Source organism: Ottowia sp., assembly GCF_046348305.1.
Classification (GTDB): Bacteria; Pseudomonadota; Gammaproteobacteria; order Burkholderiales; family Burkholderiaceae_C; genus Ottowia.
This window is the reverse complement of sequence record NZ_JAXMEM010000010.1, coordinates 1-22,355: the sequence shown is the minus strand read 5'-3', so window position 1 is coordinate 22,355 and position 22,355 is coordinate 1. Positions and strand designations below refer to the sequence as shown.

The window sequence follows — 22,355 nt, the reverse complement described above, 5'->3', positions numbered from 1 at the left end:
AGGTGTTCAATCCGCCGGCTCCTTCAAGCCACGGTCTCGCTGGCGCGAAGTTGTTCGATCTCGCCGTCGCTGTAACCGGCCTCGCGCAGGATCTCATCGCTGTGCTGCCCGACGTCCGGCGCCTTGCGCGGCTTGACCTTGGCAACCCCATCCACGTGCAACGGGCTGTCGATGGTCATCAAGGTGTCGTTCTCGAACGGTACCAGCACGCCGGCGTCGATGGCCTGCTGGTCGCAGGCGGCGTCCTCGGCGCTGGCGACGATCTCGAACACCAGGCCGGCGTCGCCAAGAATCTTTCGCCACTCGGGACGATCGCGCGTGGCGAAGGCGGCGTCAAACTCGGCGATCAAGGCGTGGGCGTGCTTGAAGCGGTCGGCGCGCTGCACGAAGCGAGGGTCATCGATCAGGTTCTCGCGGCCCAGGCACTTGGCCAGAACCGGCCAATCGCGATTCTCGTTGAGGATGGTGAGCATGATCCACTTGTCGTCGCGGCAACGGTAGTAAGCCGTCAGGGCGTTGAAGTGCTGATCGCGCGGCGGCCGGGGGTAGAAGGTTGCACCACACAGCGCCGCCTGCACCTGAAAGCCATGGGCCCAAAAACCATTGGCGAGCAGCGAAGAACCCACCTGCGAGCCTTTGCCGGTGCGCTCGCGCTGGTACAGCCCCAGCATGATGGCGCCAAACAGCGAGACAGCCGAGGGGTGGTCGCCCATGCCGGTGAGCGCGCGCGCAGGCGGTGTGCCTGCATCCGTGCGGCAGCCGTCCATCAGGCCCGAGCGCGCCCAGTAGGCCGTCAGATCAAAGCCGGGTTTGGCCACTTCGGCCCCCCGCTCACCGTAACCGGTGAATGATGCGTAAATCAAGCGCGGGTTCAGTGCCGAAAGGGCTTCGTAACCGATGCCGAGTTTCTTGCGCGTCGCCAGCGGAAAGTTGGTGATGAACACATCGGCGCGTTCGGCCAGGCGCTTGAGCACCGCCAAGCCGGTGGGGCTGGCCAGGTTGAGCGCCAGGCCGCGCTTGTTGCGGTTGTCCAGCAGCCAGCCGTAGGGGTGCTCGCTGGATGGGTTGCCCGGCATGCGCGAAATCGTGCGCGCGGCGTCGCCCGCGCCGGGCGGCTCGACCTTGATGACGTCGGCGCCGAAGTCGGACAACACGGTGGCGGCGCCAGGGGCGGCGATGAAGCTGCCGCAGTCGATGACGCGCAAGCCGTCCAGGATGTTGGTCATGGGGTTTTCCTCGCGGTTGGGGCCCAGGGTGTCAGCGCCGGGCCGAGGCCATCATTGCTTCTGCGTGCCCGACGCGTGGGCGTTGCCGAGCGCGCGCAGCAGCGCGACCTGCCTGTTGTCGCGGGTGCGCTCCATCTGCTCCATCGGAATCTTGCCGAACGACGCCGCGGTCTGGCTGATGATGCGCTCGCGCAGCACGTCGTCCATTTCCACGGTGGGCACTTTCTTCCAGGCTGCCACCATGTTCTTGCCAAGTCCATCGGTGAAGAAGGCCGCCAGGCCTCCGGGCCCACCGCCCATGTGGAACGAACTGAAGGGCCCGTTGACGGCCCAGCGCATGCCGATGGAACTCGTGACGATGTCGTCCAGCTCATCGACCGTGACCACGCCTTCTTGCACCAGATAGCAGGCCTCGCGCATGATGGCGCGCTGCAGCCGGTTGGCCACGAAACCCTGGATTTCTTTCTTGAGCACGCGCGGCACCTTGCCGAGCGCGGCGTAGAACGCCACCGCGTCTTCGACGGCCTGGGGGTCGGTGTGCTCGCCCGGCACCACCTCGACGAGCGGGATCAGGTGCGGCGGGTTGAACGGGTGGCCGACCAGCAGCCGGCTTGCGTTTTGCATCTGGCTGCCTTGCTCGGTGGCTGGGCGCGCCGAGCTGGACGACAGCAGCAGCGCGTGCGCAGGCACCGCTTTTTCAATGCGGGCCCAGAGCTGCTGTTTCCATTCGGGTTTCTCGGGGCCGTTTTCTTGCACCAGGTCGACACCGGAAACCGCGCGTTCCAGGTCGGCCTCGAAGCGCAAATTCTTCTCAAGCCCCTCGGAAGGCAGCCCGAGAGCCTTGAGCGTCGGTGCGATCTCGACAAGATCGCTCTTGACGACGGACTCGATGTCGGCGCGCGGATCGTTGACCATGACCTTCAGGCCATGCGCCAGAAATAGCGCAGTCCAGGATGATCCGATCACGCCCGCGCCAACGACGGCGATGTTGCGATATCGGTCAAGCACAGCGGCATTCGAGTCAGTCATTTTTTTCTCCTGGATGGCGAATGCAGGCAGGGCGCCGGCTATCGGGCGTTGGCGACCGTCAGGCCGCGCGCTGTCTTTGATGCTTTACAGAGACGAGCACAGGTGCCCGCCGTCGACCGGCACGCAGGCACCCGTCATCCATGAACCGGCATCGGTCGCAAGCAGCAGGAACAGACCGTTCAGCTCCTCGGGCTTGCCCAGCCGGCGCATCGGAATGCGCTTGATCAATGCCTTGCCGTAGTCGGTATCCCACATCGCATCCGTCATCTCGGTGCCGATGTAGCCCGGCTCGATCGCGTTGACGCGGATGCCCCAGCGCGCCCATTCGAGGGCCAGGCTCTTGGTCATGTGCACCACCGCGGCCTTGGACGTGGAGTAGGGCGTGATGCCCGGCATGACGCGCTCGCCCTGGATCGAGGCAATGTTGATGATGGCGCCACCCCGGCCGGCCGCCTGCCAGCGCTGTGCGGCGCGCACCGAAACCAGCCAGACGGCGCGCACGTTGACCGCCATCAGGTCGTCGAAGTCCTTGGTCGGCAGCGTGAGCGCCAGTCCGTCATTGGAGACGCCGGCGTTGTTGACAACGACGTCCAGAATTTCTCCGGACGCATCGATCTGCGCGAATGCGTCATCGATCGACTGCTCCGAGGCGGCGTCCATTTCTATCACGGTGACTTGCGGCGAACCGGCTTGCTCCAACTCCTTCGCAAGCCTTTGCAGCCGGTCCTTGCGCCGCGCCGCGATGACCACCTTGGCGTGGCAGCCCGCCGCGAGTCGGGCGAAGTTCTCGCCCAGCCCCGACGATGCCCCAGTGATCAGAACACGCTTGCCATTCAGCATTGCACCGAGGTCCATGTTGTCTCCTTGCCGTCGCTGTCGAGGGTCAGCCATTTCTTGCGGTTCGCAGGGCAGATTCGACCGCCTTGCTGAAGGTCAGAACGCTGTCGTGACGCATCTTGTTCGACATGATGCCGCGGCAAGCTGCGCTCGGCAAGGGTGACGTCGACAAATTCGTTGGCGGCAGCGAATGACGCTGGACAGGCCATCTGGGGCAGAGAAAGCAGCGTTGATCGACTCGTTGGCTTGGCGCTTCATGGCGCCGCCGACGGGCCGATGACGCGCAGGGCGTCGGCGCGCACGCGGGCGGCCAGGTCGTCGGCCAGATGCAGGCGGCGCAGCAGCCAGGCGTTGGTGTTGGGCGCGAAGGGGTCGGGCAGGTCTTCGGGGATGGCGCTCAGGCGCTCGGGCAGTGTCGGGTCGTGCGGAGCATCGGACGAGCGGGCACACCAGGGTTGATCGAGTTCGAGGGCCTGGCCGATGGCTTGCGCGGTGTCGGCCAGCGGCCCGGTCACGGCCGGCAGCTCCAGCCGCTGCCGGCGCAGCAGCAAGATGGATTGGATGGCCGACAGTTGTCCCAGCAGCTGATAGCCGTGGCCCTGCAGTTGTTCCAGCGCGGCCATGGGCGGGCGCACGGCACGCGGCTCGACCAGCGCGCGGCCGGTGGCCTGCACCAGGGCGGACAGGGCGTCGTAGGCCTCGCGCCGCGCCAGGCGCCAGGCCAGCTCGGGTTGGCCGGTGACCTCGGCCAGCGTGGCCAGGGCCAGCGACTGGCGCGCGTGCTGGGCCATGGCGCGGCACACGCGGCGCACGGTGGCCGCGATCTGCATGCGCTCCCACGAGGGCAGCACGTAGGAGAAGGCCCAGGCGATGGCCGTGCCCAGCAGGGTGTCGCCCACGCGCTCGACGAAGTCGAACGCCGGGTGGCCGCCGCTGTACAGCAGGTGCACCATCACCAGGCCCATCACCGAGCCGGCCACCGAGGTGACGGTGTAGCGCCGCACCGCGAAGGCGTGCGCCACGCCCTGCGCGACCACCACCACCAACAACAGCGCGATGGCGGGCGGCTCCAGCGCCAGAAAGCCGACGGCCAGCATGCTGCCGACCAGCGTGCCCAGCACCCGGTCGTTGCGCCGCTCCAGCGTTTGCGCCAGGTTGCCGCGCAGCACCACCACGATGGTCATCAGGATCCAGTAGTCGCGCGAACCCCAGGGCAGCAGCATGGCCAGCGTGTAGCCGGTGCCGACCGCCAGCGCCGCGCGCACCGCGTGGCGCAGCGCCGGCTGGCGCCAGTGCCACACGCTCAGCAAGGGCTGCAGCGACCAGTAGGCGGGACTGACGAACAACTGCCAGCCGATGCGCACCGCCGACAGGTTGGGCGCCTGCTCGCCGCGCGCCTGCGCGGCCAACTGGCGCACGGCGGCGTTCTGGTCGCCGATGCGCACGCTCACGCTGCGCAGCAGGGCAGCATGGGCCACGGCCCGGACATCGTCCGGGTTCTGATGGGCTTCGGCGTAGGCTTGTTCGCGCAGGCGGGCGAGTGCGTCGCCATGGTCCTGTGCTGCCGCGGGCATGCGGCCCAGCAGCAGCGCGTCGGCCAGCTCGGCCACGTCCCGGGCCATGGCGTGCAGGATGGTGGCCAGCTGCTCCAGTGTGGCCGACGGCCCCGGGTGGATGAGTTCGATGTCGAGCTCTCCGGCGATCAGGCGGTCGCGCATCTCCAGCGCCACCATCAGCATGCCGGCCAGCCGCTGGCGGCGTGGCGTGCCGGGCGCTTCGAGGATCAGGTCGCGCGCGGCCTGCAACTGCTCGGCCAGCGCGGCTTGGCGTCGCAGCACCTCGCCCAGAGCCAGCGGGTCTTCGTCACCCCGCGGATTCATCGCGCGGGTGACGCGCCACGCATGGATGTCCAGCAACGCGGCCAGGGTGAGCAGCAGTTCGGCCAGGGCCTGCGTGCGGTAGCGGCCGTTGAGCACCACCCCGCTGGCCGTGCCCCACAGCACGTACAGTCCGGCGCCCAGCGCGCACCAGCCGGTGCGCTGCAGGGCTTCGTGCAGGTCGGCGGCCGGCTTGGGTGCCATGGCCAGCAGCATGGCGAACATGACCGCCGCCGCCACCGGCATCCCACGCCGTCCCCAGGCGGTGGACAGAAAGGCCAGAAAGGTGCCGGGCAGCAGCAACAGGCCGAGCTCCACCGGGTGCACGCGCAGCAGTTGCACGGCCAGGAACAGGGGCACGCCCAAGACCGGCGCGGCAATCAGGTGCAGGAACTTGCCTCGGCAGGCGCGCGGGTTGTCGGAGATGAGCGCAATGACGGTGCCCACGCTGGCGTTGGCCGACGCGACCGGGCCGAGCGTGGCATGGATGAGCGCCGTGATCAGGAACATGCCCAGCGCCACGGCGGCGCCGTTGAGGATATAGCTGCTCAGCAGTGCGCGCAGCATGGCGCGCAGCCGCAGGCGGGTCAAGAGGGCGTGGGCGGCCGGGCGGGTCATGCGGTGTTTCGCGGGTCGAGGCCCGCGGGGTCGGCCATTGTCACATGGCTATCATCAACGCATGAACAAGGCCTTCACGCGCGAGAGCGATGGCGAGGACGATGACGAACCGGCGCTGCCGCCGCTGCCCGCTGGCGGCAAGAATTACATCACGCCGCAGGGCTATGCGCGATTGCGCGCCGAACTGTTGGGCCTGATCGACGAGGAGCGTCCCAAGGTGGTCGAGGCGGTGCATTGGGCCGCCAAGAACGGCGACCGCAGCGAGAACGGCGACTACCTGTACGGCAAAAAGCGCCTGCGCGAGATTGACCGGCGCGTGCGGTTTCTGACCAAGCGCCTGGAGATCGCCGAGGTGACCGACCCCAGCGTGCACCACGGCGGCGAGCAGGTATTCTTCGGTGCCACGGTGACCTATGCCGACCAAGAGGGCGTCGAGCGCACGGTGACCATCAAGGGCATCGACGAGGCCGAAAGCAGCCAGGGCGAGGTGAGCTGGATCAGCCCGATTGCCCGCACCCTGCTGCGTGCGCGGGTGGGCGACGTGCTGCAGCTGCCAACGCCCGCCGGCGTGCAGGAGATCGAAGTGCTGGCGGTGAGTTACCCGGCGCCGTCGCCGGGGGCCGCATCAGCTTGACGCCGGCACGGTGCGCGTGGCGCGCAGCACTGACTGCGTCCAGCGCAGCGTGCGCAGCACGTGCTCGAGGTGCGTGCGGTCGCGCACCGTGATGACAAAGCGCAGGTCCAGCGCGTCCTGCGCCACCTCGTCGGGCATGCCCAGGTGCACGATGTCGGATTCGGCCGAGGCGATGGCAGCGGCCACGCGCGCCAGCACGCCCTTGCCGTTGACCACGGTGACGACGATGCCGACCTCGAAGGCGCGCACCGGCTCGTCGGCCCAGGCCACGGTGATGAAGCGCTCGGGGTCCTTGTGCTGCAGGCGGCGCGCCACGGCGCACTCGTCGGTGTGCACCACCAGGCCTTCGCCCCGCCCCAGATAGCCCAGCAGGCCGTCGCCCGGGATTGGGCGGCAGCAGGTGGCGTACTTGATCGACACGTCGGCCGAGCCGTCCACGGTGACGGCGCCCTGCGAGAGGTTCTCGTGGGCGGTGTAGCGTGCGCGGGTGAGCAGCAGGGCATCAGGCTTGACGCCTTGCTCGCCCAGCAGCGTGGCCAGGCGCTTGGCCACCATGCTGGCGCTGCGCTTGCCCAGGCCGATGTCCAGCAGCAGCTCATCGCGCGAGCGGTTGCCGGTGAAGCGCAGCAGCTTGTCCCAGATCGGCTTGCCGTCGGGGCCGGTGCTGGGCGGCTGGCCCACGCCTTCGGCGCGCAGGGCCTGCGCCAGCAGCTTGTCGCCCAGGGTGCGCGACTGGTCTTGCGCCAGCGACTTGAGGTGGCTGCGGATCCGGGAGCGCGCGCGGCCGGTGCGCACAAAGCCCAGCCACGCCGGGTTGGGGCTGGAGACGGGCGCGGTGACGACCTCGATCGCGTCGCCGTTTGACAACTCGGTGCGCAGCGGCACCTGCTCGCCATTGACCTTGGCCGCCACCGTGTGGTCACCGACGTTGCTGTGGATGGCGTAGGCAAAGTCCACCACCGTGGCGCCGCGCGGCAGCGCCATGATCTGGCCCTTGGGCGTGAACACGTAGACCGCGTCAGGGAAGAGATCGACCTTGACGTTGTCCCAGAACTCGGCCGCGTCGCGCGTTTCGTTCTGGATGTCCAGCAGCGACTGCAGCCATTGGTTGCCCAGCTGCTCGCCGTGCAGATGGCCATGCTCGCCGCTCTTGTAGAGCCAGTGCGCGGCCACGCCGGCCTCGGCCACCAGGTCCATCGCCTCGGTGCGGATCTGGAACTCGACGTTGATGCTGGCCGGCCCCACCAGGGTGGTGTGCAGCGACTGGTAGCCGTTGATCTTGGGGATGGCGATGTAATCCTTGAAGCGCCCGGGCACCGGCTTGTAGAGCTGGTGCAGCACGCCCAGCGCGGTGTAGCAGGCGATGACGTCGGGCAGGATCAGGCGCACGCCATACAGGTCGCTCACCTGCGCGAAGGACAGGCGCTTTTCGTCCATCTTGCGGTAGATGGAGTACAGCTGCTTCTCGCGCCCGATGATGCGCGCGGCCAGCCCCGCCTCGGCCAGCGCGCGCTCCAGGTCTTGCTGCACCTTCTGGATCAGGTCGCGCCGACGCTGGCGCGCGCGCCCCACGGCCTTGGCCAGCACGCTGTAGCGCCAGGGCTTGAGGTGGCGAAACGCCAGGTCCTGCAGCTCGCGATAGGTCTGGTTCAGGCCCAGCCGGTGCGCGATGGGGGCATACACGTCCAGCGTCTCGCCGCTGATGCGGGCCCACTTGCTGCGCGGCATGTCGCCCATGGTGCGCATGTTGTGCAGGCGGTCGGCCAGCTTGACCAGGATGACGCGCACGTCGCGCGCCATGGCCAGCAGCATCTTGCGGAAGGACTCGGCCTGCCCTTCCTCTCGGGTGTTGAAGCTCAGCTTGTCCAGCTTGGTCAGGCCGTCCACCAGCTCGGCCACGGGTGCGCCAAAGCGCTCGACCAGATCCGCCTTGGTGACCCCGCAGTCTTCCATCGTGTCGTGCAGCAGCGCGGCCATGATGGCGGGCGCGTCCAGCTTCCACTCGGCCACCTGGGCGGCCACGGCGATGGGATGGGTGATATAGGGTTCGCCGCTGTGGCGCAACTGGCCCAGGTGCGCGGTGTCGGCAAAGCGGTAGGCCTGGCGGACCTGCTCGATGTCGGCGGTGTCCAGGTAGCCGAGTTTGGATTCGAGCGCGGCAAAGCTCGCGGCCGCCGCGGTGGCGGCGGCCAGCGGCGGGTCGATCGACGCGCTTGCCGTGCTCATTGCCCGAATTTAACCATGCGCGGGCACTTGCGCTGGCGGTCATGAAAAAAGCGCCACAAAGGGCGCTTTCAGGGTGCGTGCGGCGAATTTTCCGCTCAGGGCACTTTCTTGAGCATTTCCAGGCCGATCTGGCCGGCGGCGATCTCGCGCAAGGCCGTCACGCCCGGCTTGTTGGTGGTCTCGACCTTGGGCGCATGGCCCTGGCTGAGCATGCGCGCGCGGTAGGTGGCGGCAAGCACCAGCTGAAAGCGGTTGGGGATCTTTTCGAGGCAGTCTTCGACGGTGATGCGGGCCATGGCGGTGTGGAGGGTGTTCAGTCGATGTCGAGGGCTTTGAACGTGGCGGCGCGGGTGCGTTTTTGTGCGCCGTACTTCAGGCGCTGCGCGTGCACGATGGCTTTGAGGTCAAAAAGCGCGCGTTCAAATATCTCATTGATTATAACGTAGTCGAAATTTTTTACCTGTCGGAGCTCGCTGCGCGCGTTGGCCAGGCGCAGCTCGATCACCTCGGCCGAATCCTCGCCGCGGCGCTGCAGGCGGGCGCGCAATTCGTCCCAGCTGGGGGGCAGCACGAAGATCAGCACCGCGTTGGCAAACAGGCGCCGGATCTGCAGCGCGCCCTGCCAGTCGATCTCCAGCACCACGTCATGGCCGGCCTGCATGCGCGCGGCAATGGCCTGACGCGAGGTGCCGTAGCGGTTGCCGTGCACCTCGGCCCATTCGAAGAAGTCGCCCGCTTCGATCATGGCGTCGAAGGCGGGGCGATCGACGAAAAAATACTCCCGCCCGTCCATTTCCTGGCCGCGCGGCGCCCGCGTGGTGTGCGAGACGGAGGGCGCCACGCCGGCGTCGAGTTCCATCAGGGCCTTGACCAGACTCGACTTGCCAGAACCGCTGGGGGCGGCGACAACAAACAGGTTTGCGGGGTAGTCCATGCGAGGGTGGCGGCGGGCTGCCAGAGGCTGCGGCGGCGTTCGGGAGGCGGTATTTTATCGATGCCGCTCAGGCCGCCGTGCGCGCCGCCGCCGTGATGTCGAGCGCGCGCAGGCGCAGCGTCGGGTCGTACACGTCGCACACCAGCATCATCTCGTCGCAATCGGTTTGCTCGGCCAGGGCCTGCAGGCCGGCGCGCACGGTGGCGGGGCCGCCAATGACGGCGCAGGCCAGGAAGTCGGCGATGCCGGCGCGCTCGGCTTCGGCGAGGCGCGCGAAAAAGCCCTCTTGCGGCGGTTGCAGCAAGCCGCGCTCGCCGCGCAGGATGCCCAGCACGCGCTGGAACACGCTGCCGGCCAGGTGGATGGCCTCCTCGTCGGTGGGCGCGGCCACCACCGGCACGCCGATGATCACGTAGGGCTTGGCGCACTGGGCCGAGGGCTTGAACAGACGCCGGTACAGCTCGATCGCGGGCAGCAGCAGGGCGGGCGCAAAGTGCGACGCAAAGGCATAGGGCAGGCCGCGCTCGGCCGCCAGTTGCGCCGAGAACAGGCTGGAGCCCAGCAGCCAGATCGGCACGCGGGTGCTGGCGCCGGGCGTGGCAATCAGCTTCTGGCCAGGCCGGGGTTCGTCCAGCAGCTGCTGCAACTCGGCCACGTCGCGCGGAAAGTCGTCCACCGATTCGACCCGGTCGCGGCGCAGCGCGCGCATGGTCATCGGGTCGGTGCCGGGCGCGCGGCCCAGGCCCAGGTCGATGCGACCGGGGTAGAGCTCGGCCAGGGTGCCGAAGGCCTCGGCCACCACCAGCGGCGCATGGTTGGGCAGCATGACGCCGCCGGAGCCCACCCGGATGCGCTGGGTGCCGCCGGCGATGTGGCCCACCAGCACGGCCGTGGCCGACGATGCGATGCCGATCATGTTGTGGTGTTCGGCCATCCAGTAGCGCGCAAAGCCCAGGCGCTCGGCGTGCTGCGCCGTGCGCAGCGCCACCGCCAAGGCGTCGGCCACGGTGCGCCCCTGGCGCACGGCGACCAGATCGAGCATGGAAAACGCGATATCCTGCAAAACTTTGGCCATGCGCCGATTGTGCGCGAAGGCCGCATGGCTGCGCGCTTGCCCTCGACTCTTGTTCATGAAACCCAACGACACCCCCCTGCAAGTGCTGCCGCGCGACCTGTCGGCCTACCGGGCCGGCAATACCGGCGTCGACTACGTGCACCGGTTCGACTCCGGCCGGCCCGGGCCGCACGTTCTGATCAATGCGCTGACGCACGGCAACGAGATTTGCGGCATGGTGGCCGCCACGCATCTGCTGGACACGGGCGTGCGTCCCTTGATTGGCGTGCTGACCGTGAGTTTTGCGCACGTCGAGGCCTATGAGGCGTTCCGCGCCGACGACCCGTTTGCCAACCGGCAGATCGTGCACAACCTCAACCGCGTATGGTCCGGCGCGTGGCTGGACGGCGCCGAGGACAGCCCCGAGTTGCGGCGGGCGCGCCAACTGCGCCCGGTGGTGGCGGCCGCCGACCATATCCTGGACATCCACTCCACCAGCCACGACGGTGGGGCGTTCTGGGTTTATCCGGACTTTCCGCGCAATGCCCGCGCGGCCCTGTCCATCGGCGCCGGCGGTGCCTCCACCACCCATCTGGTGATGCCCAGCGGCCTGGGCAGCGGCACGCCCTTGATCCAGCACGGCCGGCACGGATTGCCGGGCGAGGTTGCAGGCGCTGCCCTGGTGGTGGAGTGCGGTCAGCATTTCCTGCGCAGCTCGGCCGAGGTCGCCACCCGCACGGCGCTCGATTTTCTGGCCCACTTCGGGCTGATCAGTGTGCCGGCGACCACTGCGGCTCCGGCGCCTCAGCGCCGCTTCGAGCTGCTGCGCACCTGCATGGTGCAGACCGAGTCCTTCGAGTTCACCCGCCCGCTCAGCGGCTTTGAGACTTTTGCCGAGGGTGAGTTGATCGCCACCGATGGCTCGGCCGGCGAAATCCGATCGCCGTGTGACGAATGCACTGTCTTCATGCCCACGCGCCGGCCGATCGTCGGCCGCGAGGCGGTATATTTGACAAAACCGCTGTCGGCCTGATGCCACGGCGGCGGCACGCTGCTGTCGTGCAGTGCCGAGCCGGAGGAAATTGGCCCGCGTCGCTCCATCATCCAACCATGTCGCGCATCCGTCCCTTGTCCGATGAATCGATGGCACTGCGTGTCAGAGCGGTCGTTGGCGAGTCGGGCGTTGCGCAGCAGGTCCAAGCCGCTGCGCGCCGCCGCGTGCCGCTGGTCTTTTGAAGGGTTTGATCGCGTTTCGTCCAGCCGATGCACCCTGAGCACCTGAACAACCCCCTGGTCGAGCGCAGCAAGCGCGAGGCGCTGCTGCACGCGGCGCCCATGCTCGATCGCGCCATTCAGGCCGCCTGCGGCGCGATCGAGGAAGACCAGCGCAACGCGCGCTCGGTGTCGCGCCGTCTGCAATTGGGCGACGCGCACGCGGCGCTGCTGCGTTACGCACCGCGCTTGCGCGCGGAGTTTCCGCAGGTGCTGATGCAGCGCATCGAGTCGGCGCTGCGCGCGGACACGCAAGCCGAACCCCAGCGGCGGCCGAGCAGCGAGGATTCGACCCTGGCGCTGCTGGACGACACCGAAGTGGCCCGCTTCGTCGAGGCTTCGCGCTTGCAGCAAAATGCCATGCCCGTGATCGAGCGTTCGCTGGGCGTGCTCGACTCGCTGATGAGTTCGGTGCTCGGCTTGCCCGTGGTGCGCGCCGAGCTCAACCCGTTCCGCCCGGACGTGTACTGCGGGGCGCTGCTGCGCGTCCTTGAAGACCAGCCCGAGACAGCCGAAGTTCGTGCGCTCTGGACCCGGCACATCGGCCGCCCCTTTGCCGCCGAAATGCACGCGGTGTACGAGGCCTTGATTGCCCTGCTGGAGGCCAGCGGGGTGGAGGAGGCGCGCTATCGCCTGAGGCTGACCGAAGGGAGTGGGTCAGGCGCGGGTGGGGGCGGCGGCCGCGGCGCGGAGGTTGCGGGCGGCGGTGACGCTGGCAGTGGCGGCAGTGGATCAGCGGGAGGCGGCTTTGGGTCCGGCGGATCGGGCGGGTCGGGTGGCGTTGGCGATGCGGCCACCGAACAAGGGGCGCGCCGAGCGTCCGCCGCAGGGTCCCGAGCGGCGCGCGCGCGCGCTCGCGCCTTCATGCCGCGCATGGACCAGCTTTCGCAAGCGCGTCCGGCCGTGGGCGCGGCGATGATTCGCGAGTTTCTCTACCAGCCGCAGTGGGTGGAGGAGTACGACGAACCTTTGCCGCCCGGTTACTACGACGCGGTGGACGCCGAAATGGAGGGGCTGGGGCGGCGCCCGCAGGCAACGTTCGATGCCGCCGCGCACGCACTGGACAGCGAGCAGCGTCGCAGCCAGGGCGTGATGGAGCGACCGGTGCGCCCCGTGGGCGTGGATTTGCCGCTGCCCCCGGACGATTGGGGTGAGCACGGCTCGGTTCAGGCGCGCACGCGCGCGCTGATGGAGCTCAAGTCCAAGGCCAAGAAGATCAGCCAGGTGCTCGGGCTGGATGCGGTGCGCGCGCTGATCAACCAGGTGGCCGACGACGAGCGGATGCTGGCACCGGTGCGCGAGGCCTTCGTGGCGCTGGAGCCGGCTTTGCTGCGCATGGCGCTGGATCACCCGCGTTTTTTTGGCGACGAGTCGCATCCGGCACGGATGTTTGTCGAGGCCGTCGCGCAGCGCAGCTTCAAATACAACGACGAGTTCGATCCGGAGTTCGAGCACTTCATGCTGCCGGTGCGCGCCGCCGTGCGCGAGTTGATCGAGCTGCCGGTGGCCACGCCCAAGGACTTCGAGGAGCGGCGCCTGTCGCTGCAAACGCAGTGGAAGCAGCGTGACGATGGCGAGCGCGAGACGCGCGAGCAGGCGCAGAACTCGATGCAGTTCGCGCAGGAGCGCCAGACCCTGGCCGACCGGATTGCGTGGGAGTTCAGCTTGCGCTCCGACCTGGTGGGCGTGCCCGCGGTGGTGGCGGATTTTCTGTATCGCGACTGGTCGCTGGTCATCGCCCATGCGCAATTGACCAACACGGGGGCGCGGCTCGATCCGGGCGGCTACCTGGCGGTGGTGAGCGACCTGCTGTGGTCGGTCAACCGCGAGCAGGCCATCAAGCAGCCCGCGCGCCTGTTCGAGGTGGTGCCCGGGCTGATCAAGACCTTGCGGCGCGGGCTGGACATGCTGGGCAAGGAGCCGGCCGAGACGCAGGCGTTTTTCGATGCGCTGATCCGCTACCACGATCCGGTGCTGCGGCTGCGGCGCCTGCGCAGCGCGCAAGACGTCGAGGCCTCGGGCTTTGCGCGCACCGGCAATTCCTGGGACGCGCTGCCGCCGCTGGAAGAGCAAGTCGCCGAGCAGCCGGCGCCGCGCAAGGCCGAGCAGCCGTGGCTGGGCCGCCACGAGCGCGAGGCGGCCGGGTTCGAGGACACGGGTGCGTTGGACTGGGCGGCGACCGCCGCGCCGACGCCGGCCGAGGCACCGGCCGGCGACGCTGCCGACGTCGCGGTGCCCGTGTTGACCGGAAAGCTCGAATCCGCCCTGGACGATTCGGCTCAGCCGGTGGCGCCGGCAGCCGCGAGCCCGGCCGAGCTGACGGAAAGCGAGCTACTGACCCGCATTCGCGCCGAAGTGGCGCGCCTGCGCACGGGCGACTGGGTCGATCTGTACGTGCATGGTCGCTGGCGCCGCGCGCAGTTGAGCTGGATGAGCGACAACGGCTCCTTGTTCATGTTCGTCAGCCATGGCGGGCGCGCGCACAGCATGACGCAGCGCACCTGCGAGAAGCTGATGCGCCTGCGCCATCTGCGCCCGGTGGAGATCGATCCGGTGGTCGAACGGGCCCTCAAGCGTCTGTCGGAGGATGCCGACAGCGCAAGCGAGCCCAGCGCGGCTTCCACGCTGGCGTAGCGAACGGCGCTGCGGCGCGAAAGGCGCATGCATCGCGGCGCCGGGCTAAATCGGTGTCGCGCGCCCTGGATCAGGAAATTGGCCGTGCCTCGCACAGCAGTCGAAAGCCGACCAGCACATAGCGCGTTTGCGGGCTGTTCCAGTTGCGAAACGCCACGCGCGCATACAACGGCCAAGTGTGCCAGGAGCCGCCGCGGCGCACGCGCACGGTGCCATTGGCCGGGCCTTGCGGGTCGTCCACGGGCGAGTGCTGGTAATAGTCTTCGCCATACCAGTCCGCCACCCATTCCCACACGTTGCCGATCATGTCGTACAGGCCGAAGGCGTTGGGCGCAAAGCGGCCCACCGGAGCGGTGAAGGCGTAACCGTCGCTCCCGGCGCCGGCCTGCTCGCTCCAGCGCGGCCAGTGCGCGGCGCTGCTGCGGTCGAAGGTGTTGGCCGTGGCGAGCAGGACCTGCGGGTCGTCGCCGCCCGGATAGCGCGTTCGGGTGCCGGCCCGGGCCGCGTACTCCCATTCGGCTTCGGTGGGCAGGCGGCAGCGCGCGTTCTCGCGCGCGCCGAGCCAGCGCGCCATCGCGGCGGCGTCGTTCCAGGTGACGTTGACCACCGGGTGCTCGCCGGTTTGCGCAAAGCCCGGGTTTCGCCATGAGTAGCGGGGATCACGACCTTCGAAGGCGTCGCCGCGGAGCGTGCGCGCCGGGTCGTAGTCGGGGTTGAAGCCGTAGCCGCCGGTGCCGTCGCGGATCGATTCGGGCACGTAGTCCGAGGCCTCGACGAAGCGCTGGAACTGCTCGACGGTGACCGCTGTCTGCCCCAGCCAGAAATCCCGGGTGATGCGCACGCGATGCACCGGCGCCTCGTCGGCGAGTTGCAGCAGGCGTCGGCGCTCGGCGTTGGGGAAGGCGTGGGCCAGGGCCTGGGCGGATTCGTCGCTGCCCATCCGGAACTCGCCGGCGGGCACATGCACGAAGCGCATGCCCAGGCGGTTGGTGGCCGACACGATGGGCGGTGAGGCCGTGGGAGCGGGCGGCGCGGCGCACGCCGCGAGCAAGGTGGCGGCAAGCGCCAATGCCAGGCGGGCAACGGTACGGGTTGGTTGCGGGCTTTGGTCCGGGGCCACGATGGCCCGGAATGCTCCGCGGCGTGCCCGACGGTGTCAACCCGAGCAAACGCGGATCGGGGCCGGGCCTGACTAGGCCCGCGGATCAGGCGTCGAGAAACAAGGCCGGGTCCACCGAAGCGCGGTTGAGCACCACGCTCCAGTGCAGATGCGGGCCCGTGACGCGGCCGGTGGCGCCCACCAGGCCCAGGCCTTGGCCGACCATCAGCGGGTTGCCCGGCTGCACGTCGATGCGGCTCAGGTGGCACATCATGGACAGCAGGCCGCCGCCATGGTCCAGCCAGACGGTGTTGCCGTTGAAGAAATAGTCGCCGGTGTCGATCACGGTGCCGGGCAGGGGCGCGATCACGGGCGTGCCGGTGGCGGCCGCGATGTCCATGCCGCTGTGCGGATTGCGCGGCTGGCCGTTGAAAAAACGCCGCTTGCCGAATGAGTCGGAGCGCTTGCCCGGCACCGGCGGGCGCATCGCCAGGTCCCCCGTCGGCAGGGTGCTGAAAGTGGCCATCACGCGTTGCTGGTGATCGCGCTCGCGCTCGTAGCGGGCCAGGTCGGCGGGCGACAGGTCCACGGTCTTGGGGGCCACCTTCAGGTGCTGCTCGGCGTAGCGCTTGGCGGCGATGGTGACGGTCACGCTGCGTTCGGCATCGTCTTGCCGCACGCGGATGCTCTGGGTGCCGGGCGCTGCCGCCAGGGCGATGCCAAGCAGGGCCGTCCAGTTGATCGGATCGCCCACGACCAGCAGCGGCACATTGCCCGAAAACGCCTGGGGCCGCTCGGCGGCGGGCCCCAGCTCGATGCGGGCAACGCCCCCGGGCACACGCTCATCGCGCGGCCAGGGGCCCATGTCGGCGCTGCGCGCTCCGGCGGGCCAGGCGCAGGCCAGGCCAGCGGCAAGCAGGGCGCGGCGGGAGGGGGTGGCAAGGCGTGAATTCATGGTCGAATGGGCCGCGAGCGCACAATCAGCATACACATGCAGCTATGAATATTGTAGTTACTCACCGGACTCGTTTGGCCGTGGCGCACCGCGCCACCCACAGGCCATGAAACTCAAGGAGCTAAACGGCCGCGGAGCAGGCCAAGCCCGCGATCGCCGTGGCCGGGGTTTTCCCGGCCAGGGGCGAGCCTTGCAGGCCGCGCCGGGCCAGTGGCCCGGCCCCTCGCCAGCCAACAAAAGGTCCACCGGACCTTTTGCGCGCAGGCTCGGCCCCCTGCAAGGGAGGCGAAACATCGCGCAGCGAGTGGAGACTCGGGGTGTTGCATTTCAACTCGCCGCCTCCAGGCCGCCTTCGAAGTGCCGGCGCATGCAGACGGCGGCGCGCTCGCCGTCGCGGACTGTCAGCGCCGCCATCAGCTCGCGGTGTTCGGCCAGCGATTGCGTCAGGCGCCCGTGCTTGTGCAGCGAATGCTGGCGGTGCAACTTCATCACCTTGCGCAAATCCTGCACGACCTGCAGGCGCCAGCGGTTGTCGGCCAGCTCCAGCAGGCGCATATGAAAGGCTTCGTTCAGCGCAAAGAAGCGCTCGCTGTCACGCACCGCGGCTTCCAGCTCCTGGTGCAGCGCGCTCAATTGGGCCAGCGCGGCATCGCTGGCGTGGCGGGCCACGGCGCGGGCGGCGTCGGTCTCCAGCAGCGACAGCAGGTGATAGACGTCGGCCAGGTCCTTGGGCGAAGCTTCGGTGACGTAGGCGCCGCGCCGCAGCTTCATGGTGATCAGGCCTTCGCTGGCCAGCACCTTGAGCGCCTCGCGCAGCGGCGTGCGGCTGATGCCCAGATCGCCCGCAATCTTCAGCTCGTCGATCCAGTCGCCCGGCGCCAGCTCGTGCGCAAAGATGCGCTGGCGCAGGCGGTCGGCCACTTCTTCGTACAGCGCGCGGGGGGCAAGGGTGGCGGTCACAAGGCGATGGAGGAAAAATTATTTTGTGAATTCTAGCCCCGAAACTGGATTTTGAATTAATAATTACGGGAATTTCCAAACGGTTCGGCCACGCCCCAGGCGTGGGGTGCCCACCGCCCGCCCCAATGCGGACAGCCGGCCGCAAAGCCCGAGATCGCCATGAGTCAAGACCCTGTTTCCTTCAAGCCTTCCACCCTGGCCGACTGGCACAAGGCAGCGCAAAAATCCGCACCCGGCGGCAATGTCGCTGCCCTGGACTGGCACACGCCCGACGGCATCACTGTCAAGCCCCTGTACACGGCCGAGGATGTGCAGGGCTTGCCCTACGCGAACACGCTGCCCGGCTTCGAGCCCTTCGTGCGCGGCCCGCAGGCCACCATGTACGCGGTGCGGCCGTGGACGATCCGCCAGTACGCGGGCTTCTCGACGGCGGAAGAAAGCAACGCCTTCTACCGCAAGGCGCTGGCCGCGGGCGGGCAGGGCGTGTCGGTGGCGTTCGACCTGGCCACCCACCGCGGCTACGACAGCGACCACCCGCGCGTGACGGGCGACGTGGGCAAGGCGGGGGTGGCCATCGACAGCGTGGAGGACATGAAGATCCTGTTCGACGGCATTCCGCTGGACAAGGTGAGCGTCAGCATGACGATGAACGGCGCCGTGCTGCCGGTGCTGGCCGGCTACATCGTCGCAGCCGAGGAGCAGGGCGTGGCGCAGGCCCAACTGGCGGGCACCATCCAGAACGACATCCTCAAGGAGTTCATGGTTCGCAACACCTACATCTATCCGCCCGAGCCGAGCATGCGCATCATCGGCGACATCATCGAGTACACGGCAGCGCACATGCCCAAGTTCAACTCGATCAGCATCAGCGGCTACCACATGCAGGAGGCGGGCGCGACCCAGTCGTTGGAGCTGGCCTTCACCCTGGCCGACGGCAAGGAGTACGTCAAGACCGCGCTGGCCAAGGGCATGGACGTGGATGCCTTTGCCGGGCGCCTGTCCTTTTTCTGGGCGGTGGGCATGAACTTCTACCTGGAGATCGCCAAGATGCGCGCGGCGCGCCTGCTGTGGTGCCGCATCATGAAGGGCTTTGACCCCAAAAACCCCAAGAGCCTGATGCTGCGCACGCACAGCCAGACCAGCGGCTGGAGCCTGACCGAGCAGGACCCCTACAACAACGTCGTGCGCACGACGATCGAGGCCATGGCCGCGGTGTTTGGCGGCACGCAGTCGCTGCATACCAATTCGTTCGACGAGGCGATCGCGCTGCCCACCGAGTTCTCGGCCCGCATCGCGCGCAACACCCAGCTCATCATCCAGGAAGAGACGCACATCACCAGCGTGGTCGACCCCTGGGCCGGCAGCTACCTGATGGAAAAGCTGACGCAGGACATGGCGGACGCCGCCTGGGCCATCATCGAGGAGGTGGACGCGATGGGCGGCATGACCAAGGCCGTGGACAGCGGCTGGGCCAAGCTCAAGATTGAGGCGGCCGCGGCCGAGAAGCAGGCGCGCATCGACTCGGGCAAGGACGTGATCGTGGGCGTCAACAAGTACAAGCTGGCCAAGGAAGACCCGATCGACATTCTGGAGGTGGACAACGTGAAGGTGCGCGAGAACCAGATCGCGCGCCTGACAGCCATCAAGCAAAAACGCGATCCGGCGCAGGTACAGAAAGCGCTGACAGCTATTACGACGATAGCGGAAAACGGCCAAGGCAACCTGCTGGCCGCCGCCATCGACGCCATCCGTGCCCGCGCCACCGTGGGCGAAGTGAGCGATGCCATGGAAAAAGTCTTTGGGCGCCACCGCGCCGACACGCAAAAGGTCTCCGGCGTCTATGCCGCCGCCTACGACTCTGCCTCCGGCTGGGAAAAACTCAAGGGCGAGATCGACGCCTTTGCCGACGCCGAAGGCCGCCGCCCGCGCGTGATGATCGCCAAGCTGGGCCAGGACGGCCACGACCGCGGCGCCAAGGTGGTGGCCACCGCCTTTGCCGATCTGGGCTTTGACGTGGACATTGGCAGCCTGTTTCAGACCCCCGAGGAATGCGCGCGCCAGGCGATCGAGAACGACGTGCACGCCATCGGCGTGTCGACGTTGGCCGCCGGCCACAAGACGCTGGTGCCGGCCATCCTGGCCGAGCTGAAGAAACAGGGCGCCGACGACATCGTGGTGTTTGTCGGCGGCGTGGTGCCGCGGCAGGACTACGACTTTCTGTACGCGGCCGGCGTCAAGGGCATCTATGGGCCCGGCACGCCGATTCCGGCCAGTGCCAAGGATGTGCTGGAGCAGATCAAGGCTTCGAGAGTCTGACGACGTGATACAGTAATACGGTATTCCAATCGGAGAACATCATGGCCGTATCAGTTCGCATGGAGCCATTGCTGGAGAAGGAGCTCGAGCTCGCAGCCCAGCGCCAGGGCATCACCAAATCACAGTTCATCATCAATGCGGTGCAGCGGGCGCTTGGCCGCAAGAACCCGTATGAGTTGATGCTCAAGGTCAAGCAAGAGATGGCTCAGAATCCGCGCGCCCAGGAGTTGAGTCGGGTGTTCGCGGCCGAACACGACATTCCGTATGACACCGAGCGCTCGCGCGCTGCGTTGATCGCCAAGCTGCGCGCCAAACATGGCCTCGGCGCTGATTGACGCGAGCGCCATGGTGGCGATTTTCGGGCAAGGCGAACCACACGCCGATCGCTACCGCGATCTGCTGGAGTTGGCGGCGCTTGAAAACTGGTCGCTCTCGACGACATGGCCTTGCGTGACCGAGGCAAGCTACTTGGTGCCGCCGCCCAACCGCTTTGCGCTGCTCAGTTGGCTAGGGCAGGGCGCCGTGTCGGTGTTTCCGTTTCAGCAAGAGTCACTGTTGGACTTCGTGCCCCTGATGCAGCGCTATACCGAGCGGCCCCGTGCCGAGATGGACCTGGCCGATGCCTCGCTGGTGTGGTTGGCTACGGAGACGGGGGTGACCACCGTCATGACGCTGGACGCTCGCGATTTTTCCCGCTACCGCCTGCCCGATGGGCGCGCCTTCGAGATTTTGTGAGTGGCACGCATGACCCACGCCTTGCTCGAACCCCTGCTGCACGGCACGTCCGCGGCCCAGCGCCGCGCCATCGCCAAGGCCATCACCCTGCTCGAATCCACGCGCACTGACCATCGCGCGCAGGCCGATGAGCTGCTGACGGCCCTGCTGCCGCATACGGGCCGCGCGCTGCGCCTGGGGATCAGCGGCGTGCCGGGTGTGGGCAAGAGCACCTTCATCGAAACGCTGGGCCTGTACTTGATCGACAAGGGCCACCGCGTGGCGGTGCTGGCCATCGACCCATCGTCTACGGTGTCGGGCGGCTCCATCCTGGGCGACAAGACGCGCATGGAACGCCTGTCGGTGCTCGAGCAGGCCTACATCCGCCCCAGCCCCAGCAGCGGCACCCTGGGCGGCGTGGCCGAGAAAACGCGCGAGGCCATGCTGGTATGCGAGGCCGCCGGCTACGACGTGGTGCTGATCGAGACGGTGGGCGTGGGCCAGAGCGAAACCGCCGTCAGCGGCATGACCGACATGTTCGTGCTGCTGCAACTGCCCAACGCGGGCGACGACCTGCAGGCCATCAAGAAGGGCGTGATGGAGCTGGCCGACCTGGTGGTCATCAACAAGGCCGACATAGAACCCGCTGCCGCCATCCGCGCGCAGGCGCAGATCAAGTCGGCCCTGCGCTTGATCGGCCAGCAGGGCAACCCCGAGCACATGCGCCACGACGCCGCGCAGTGGCACCCCGACGTGATCCGCATCAGCGGCCTGAAGGGCGAGGGGCTGGACGAATTCTGGCAGTGCGTCACGCGCTTTCGCGACCTGCAGACCGCCAACGGCAAGCTGGCGGCGCGCCGCCAGCAGCAGGCGCGCGCCTGGATGTGGTCGCTGATCGACTCGGGCCTGAAGGCCGCGTTTCATCATCATCCGGCGGTGCGCGGGCGTCTCGCAGCGGTCACCGAGCAAGTGGCGCGCGGGCAGTTGCCGCCGTCCGCGGCGGCGCGCCAGTTGCTGGCGGCAGGCGGTTTCGTCGCCGCGCCGGCCTGAATGGTTTTTCCCTTTGTTTGACATCAAGAATCCAAGATGACCACCATCCTTGAACAACTCGAGAACAAACGCGCCGCCGCCCGGTTGGGTGGCGGCCAAAAGCGCATCGACGCGCAGCACGCCAAGGGCAAGCTCACGGCGCGCGAGCGCATCGAGGTGCTGCTGGACGTTGGCTCATTCGAAGAGTGGGACATGTTCGTCGAGCACCGCTGTGCGGACTTCGGCATGGATGCCACGCATATTCCCGGCGACGGCGTGGTGACGGGCTACGGCACCATCAACGGGCGCCTGGTGTTCGTCTTCAGCCAGGACTTCACGGTGTTCGGCGGCGCGCTGTCCGAGGCGCATGCCGAGAAGATCTGCAAGGTGATGGACCAGGCGATGAAGGTCGGCGCTCCGGTGATCGGCCTGAACGACTCGGGCGGCGCGCGCATCCAGGAAGGCGTCGCCTCGCTCGGCGGTTATGCCGAGGTGTTCCAGCGCAACGTGATGGCCTCGGGCGTGGTGCCGCAGATCAGCATGATCATGGGCCCCTGCGCCGGCGGCGCGGTGTACTCGCCGGCCATGACCGACTTCATCTTCATGGTGAAGGACAGCAGCTACATGTTCGTCACCGGCCCCGAGGTGGTGAAGACGGTGACACACGAGGAGGTCAGCGCCGAGGAGCTCGGCGGCGCCTCCACCCACACGGCGCGCAGCGGCGTGGCGGATCTCGCCTTCGAGAACGACGTCGACGCGCTCTTGATGCTGCGCCGCCTCTTCAACTACCTGCCGCTGAACAACAAGGAGAAGCCGCCGGTGCGCCGCAGTGACGACCCGGCCGAGCGGCTCGACCTTTCGCTCGACACCCTGGTGCCGGACAACCCGAACAAGCCCTATGACATGAAGGAGCTGATCGTCAAGACGGTGGACGACGGCGA

The 22,355-nt window shown here is 68.0% G+C and carries 19 protein-coding genes; 8 read left to right on the top strand and 11 right to left on the bottom strand.

What is annotated here, in order from left to right; genetic code table 11:
* Nucleotides 1-23: 23 nt before the first annotated feature.
* From U1F38_RS12985 to U1F38_RS12970, 4 genes are all read right to left on the bottom strand, one after another.
* Nucleotides 24-1,226 (bottom strand): CaiB/BaiF CoA transferase family protein, encoded by a 1,203-nt coding sequence (locus tag U1F38_RS12985; protein ID WP_409987498.1) that lies wholly within the window; start codon nucleotides 1,224-1,226, stop codon nucleotides 24-26.
* A gap of 51 nt (nucleotides 1,227-1,277) precedes the next feature.
* Nucleotides 1,278-2,255, bottom strand: coding sequence for a 3-hydroxyacyl-CoA dehydrogenase NAD-binding domain-containing protein (locus U1F38_RS12980; RefSeq protein WP_409987497.1), 978 nt, complete (start codon nucleotides 2,253-2,255; stop codon nucleotides 1,278-1,280).
* Between the two features lie 84 nt (nucleotides 2,256-2,339).
* Nucleotides 2,340-3,110 (bottom strand): SDR family NAD(P)-dependent oxidoreductase, encoded by a 771-nt coding sequence (locus tag U1F38_RS12975; RefSeq protein ID WP_409987496.1) that lies wholly within the window; start codon nucleotides 3,108-3,110, stop codon nucleotides 2,340-2,342.
* 236 nt (nucleotides 3,111-3,346) lie between these two features.
* Nucleotides 3,347-5,587: an FUSC family membrane protein gene (locus U1F38_RS12970; RefSeq protein ID WP_409987495.1), complete on the bottom strand. Its 2,241-nt coding sequence runs from the start codon at nucleotides 5,585-5,587 to the stop codon at nucleotides 3,347-3,349.
* A 61-nt stretch (nucleotides 5,588-5,648) separates the two neighbouring features.
* Here U1F38_RS12970 and greB point away from each other — a divergent pair, with 61 nt between their 5' ends.
* Nucleotides 5,649-6,221: a transcription elongation factor GreB gene (gene greB, locus U1F38_RS12965; protein WP_409987494.1), complete on the top strand. Its 573-nt coding sequence runs from the start codon at nucleotides 5,649-5,651 to the stop codon at nucleotides 6,219-6,221.
* Here greB and U1F38_RS12960 read toward each other — a convergent pair.
* The 4 genes from U1F38_RS12960 to U1F38_RS12945 form a co-directional block, all read right to left on the bottom strand.
* Nucleotides 6,213-8,447, bottom strand: a complete 2,235-nt coding sequence (locus U1F38_RS12960; RefSeq protein WP_409987493.1) for a RelA/SpoT family protein — start codon at nucleotides 8,445-8,447, stop codon at nucleotides 6,213-6,215. The genes greB and U1F38_RS12960 overlap by 9 nt on opposite strands.
* 95 nt (nucleotides 8,448-8,542) lie before the next feature.
* Nucleotides 8,543-8,743: a DNA-directed RNA polymerase subunit omega gene (gene rpoZ, locus U1F38_RS12955; RefSeq protein WP_293220091.1), complete on the bottom strand. Its 201-nt coding sequence runs from the start codon at nucleotides 8,741-8,743 to the stop codon at nucleotides 8,543-8,545.
* A gap of 17 nt (nucleotides 8,744-8,760) precedes the next feature.
* The gene (gmk, locus tag U1F38_RS12950; protein WP_409987492.1) at nucleotides 8,761-9,381 is read right to left on the bottom strand and encodes a guanylate kinase; all 621 of its coding nucleotides are present in this window, start codon (nucleotides 9,379-9,381) and stop codon (nucleotides 8,761-8,763) included.
* A 67-nt stretch (nucleotides 9,382-9,448) separates the two neighbouring features.
* The gene (locus U1F38_RS12945; RefSeq protein ID WP_409987491.1) at nucleotides 9,449-10,456 is read right to left on the bottom strand and encodes an LLM class flavin-dependent oxidoreductase; all 1,008 of its coding nucleotides are present in this window, start codon (nucleotides 10,454-10,456) and stop codon (nucleotides 9,449-9,451) included.
* A gap of 55 nt (nucleotides 10,457-10,511) precedes the next feature.
* On the opposite strand from U1F38_RS12945, the gene U1F38_RS12940 reads away from it, so the two are divergent.
* Both U1F38_RS12940 and U1F38_RS12935 read left to right on the top strand, forming a co-directional pair.
* Nucleotides 10,512-11,468, top strand: coding sequence for a succinylglutamate desuccinylase/aspartoacylase family protein (locus U1F38_RS12940; protein WP_409987490.1), 957 nt, complete (start codon nucleotides 10,512-10,514; stop codon nucleotides 11,466-11,468).
* A 230-nt stretch (nucleotides 11,469-11,698) separates the two neighbouring features.
* On the top strand, nucleotides 11,699-14,341 hold the full coding sequence (locus U1F38_RS12935; protein ID WP_409987489.1) for a DUF1631 family protein: 2,643 nt from the start codon (nucleotides 11,699-11,701) through the stop codon (nucleotides 14,339-14,341).
* Between the two features lie 70 nt (nucleotides 14,342-14,411).
* On the opposite strand, the gene U1F38_RS12930 is transcribed toward U1F38_RS12935, so the two are convergent.
* The 3 genes from U1F38_RS12930 to U1F38_RS12920 form a co-directional block, all read right to left on the bottom strand.
* Complete coding sequence (locus tag U1F38_RS12930) at nucleotides 14,412-15,341, bottom strand: formylglycine-generating enzyme family protein (protein ID WP_409987488.1); 930 nt, start codon at nucleotides 15,339-15,341, stop codon at nucleotides 14,412-14,414.
* A gap of 205 nt (nucleotides 15,342-15,546) precedes the next feature.
* Nucleotides 15,547-16,395: a peptidoglycan DD-metalloendopeptidase family protein gene (locus U1F38_RS12925; RefSeq protein ID WP_409987487.1), complete on the bottom strand. Its 849-nt coding sequence runs from the start codon at nucleotides 16,393-16,395 to the stop codon at nucleotides 15,547-15,549.
* A gap of 327 nt (nucleotides 16,396-16,722) precedes the next feature.
* Nucleotides 16,723-17,355, bottom strand: a complete 633-nt coding sequence (locus U1F38_RS12920) for a GntR family transcriptional regulator (protein ID WP_409987486.1) — start codon at nucleotides 17,353-17,355, stop codon at nucleotides 16,723-16,725.
* Between the two features lie 159 nt (nucleotides 17,356-17,514).
* Here U1F38_RS12920 and scpA point away from each other — a divergent pair, with 159 nt between their 5' ends.
* The 5 genes from scpA to U1F38_RS12895 all read left to right on the top strand — a co-directional run.
* Complete coding sequence (gene scpA / locus U1F38_RS12915) at nucleotides 17,515-19,671, top strand: methylmalonyl-CoA mutase (protein WP_409987485.1); 2,157 nt, start codon at nucleotides 17,515-17,517, stop codon at nucleotides 19,669-19,671.
* Nucleotides 19,672-19,712: 41 nt separating this feature from the next.
* Nucleotides 19,713-20,006 (top strand): toxin-antitoxin system HicB family antitoxin, encoded by a 294-nt coding sequence (locus tag U1F38_RS12910; protein WP_409987484.1) that lies wholly within the window; start codon nucleotides 19,713-19,715, stop codon nucleotides 20,004-20,006.
* A 10-nt stretch (nucleotides 20,007-20,016) separates the two neighbouring features.
* Complete coding sequence (locus tag U1F38_RS12905) at nucleotides 20,017-20,406, top strand: hypothetical protein (RefSeq protein WP_409987483.1); 390 nt, start codon at nucleotides 20,017-20,019, stop codon at nucleotides 20,404-20,406.
* 9 nt (nucleotides 20,407-20,415) lie between these two features.
* On the top strand, nucleotides 20,416-21,435 hold the full coding sequence (gene meaB, locus U1F38_RS12900) for a methylmalonyl Co-A mutase-associated GTPase MeaB (RefSeq protein ID WP_409987482.1): 1,020 nt from the start codon (nucleotides 20,416-20,418) through the stop codon (nucleotides 21,433-21,435).
* 36 nt (nucleotides 21,436-21,471) lie between these two features.
* Nucleotides 21,472-22,355, top strand: an 884-nt coding sequence (locus U1F38_RS12895) for an acyl-CoA carboxylase subunit beta (RefSeq protein ID WP_409987481.1), incomplete at its 3' end; no start/stop codon positions are given.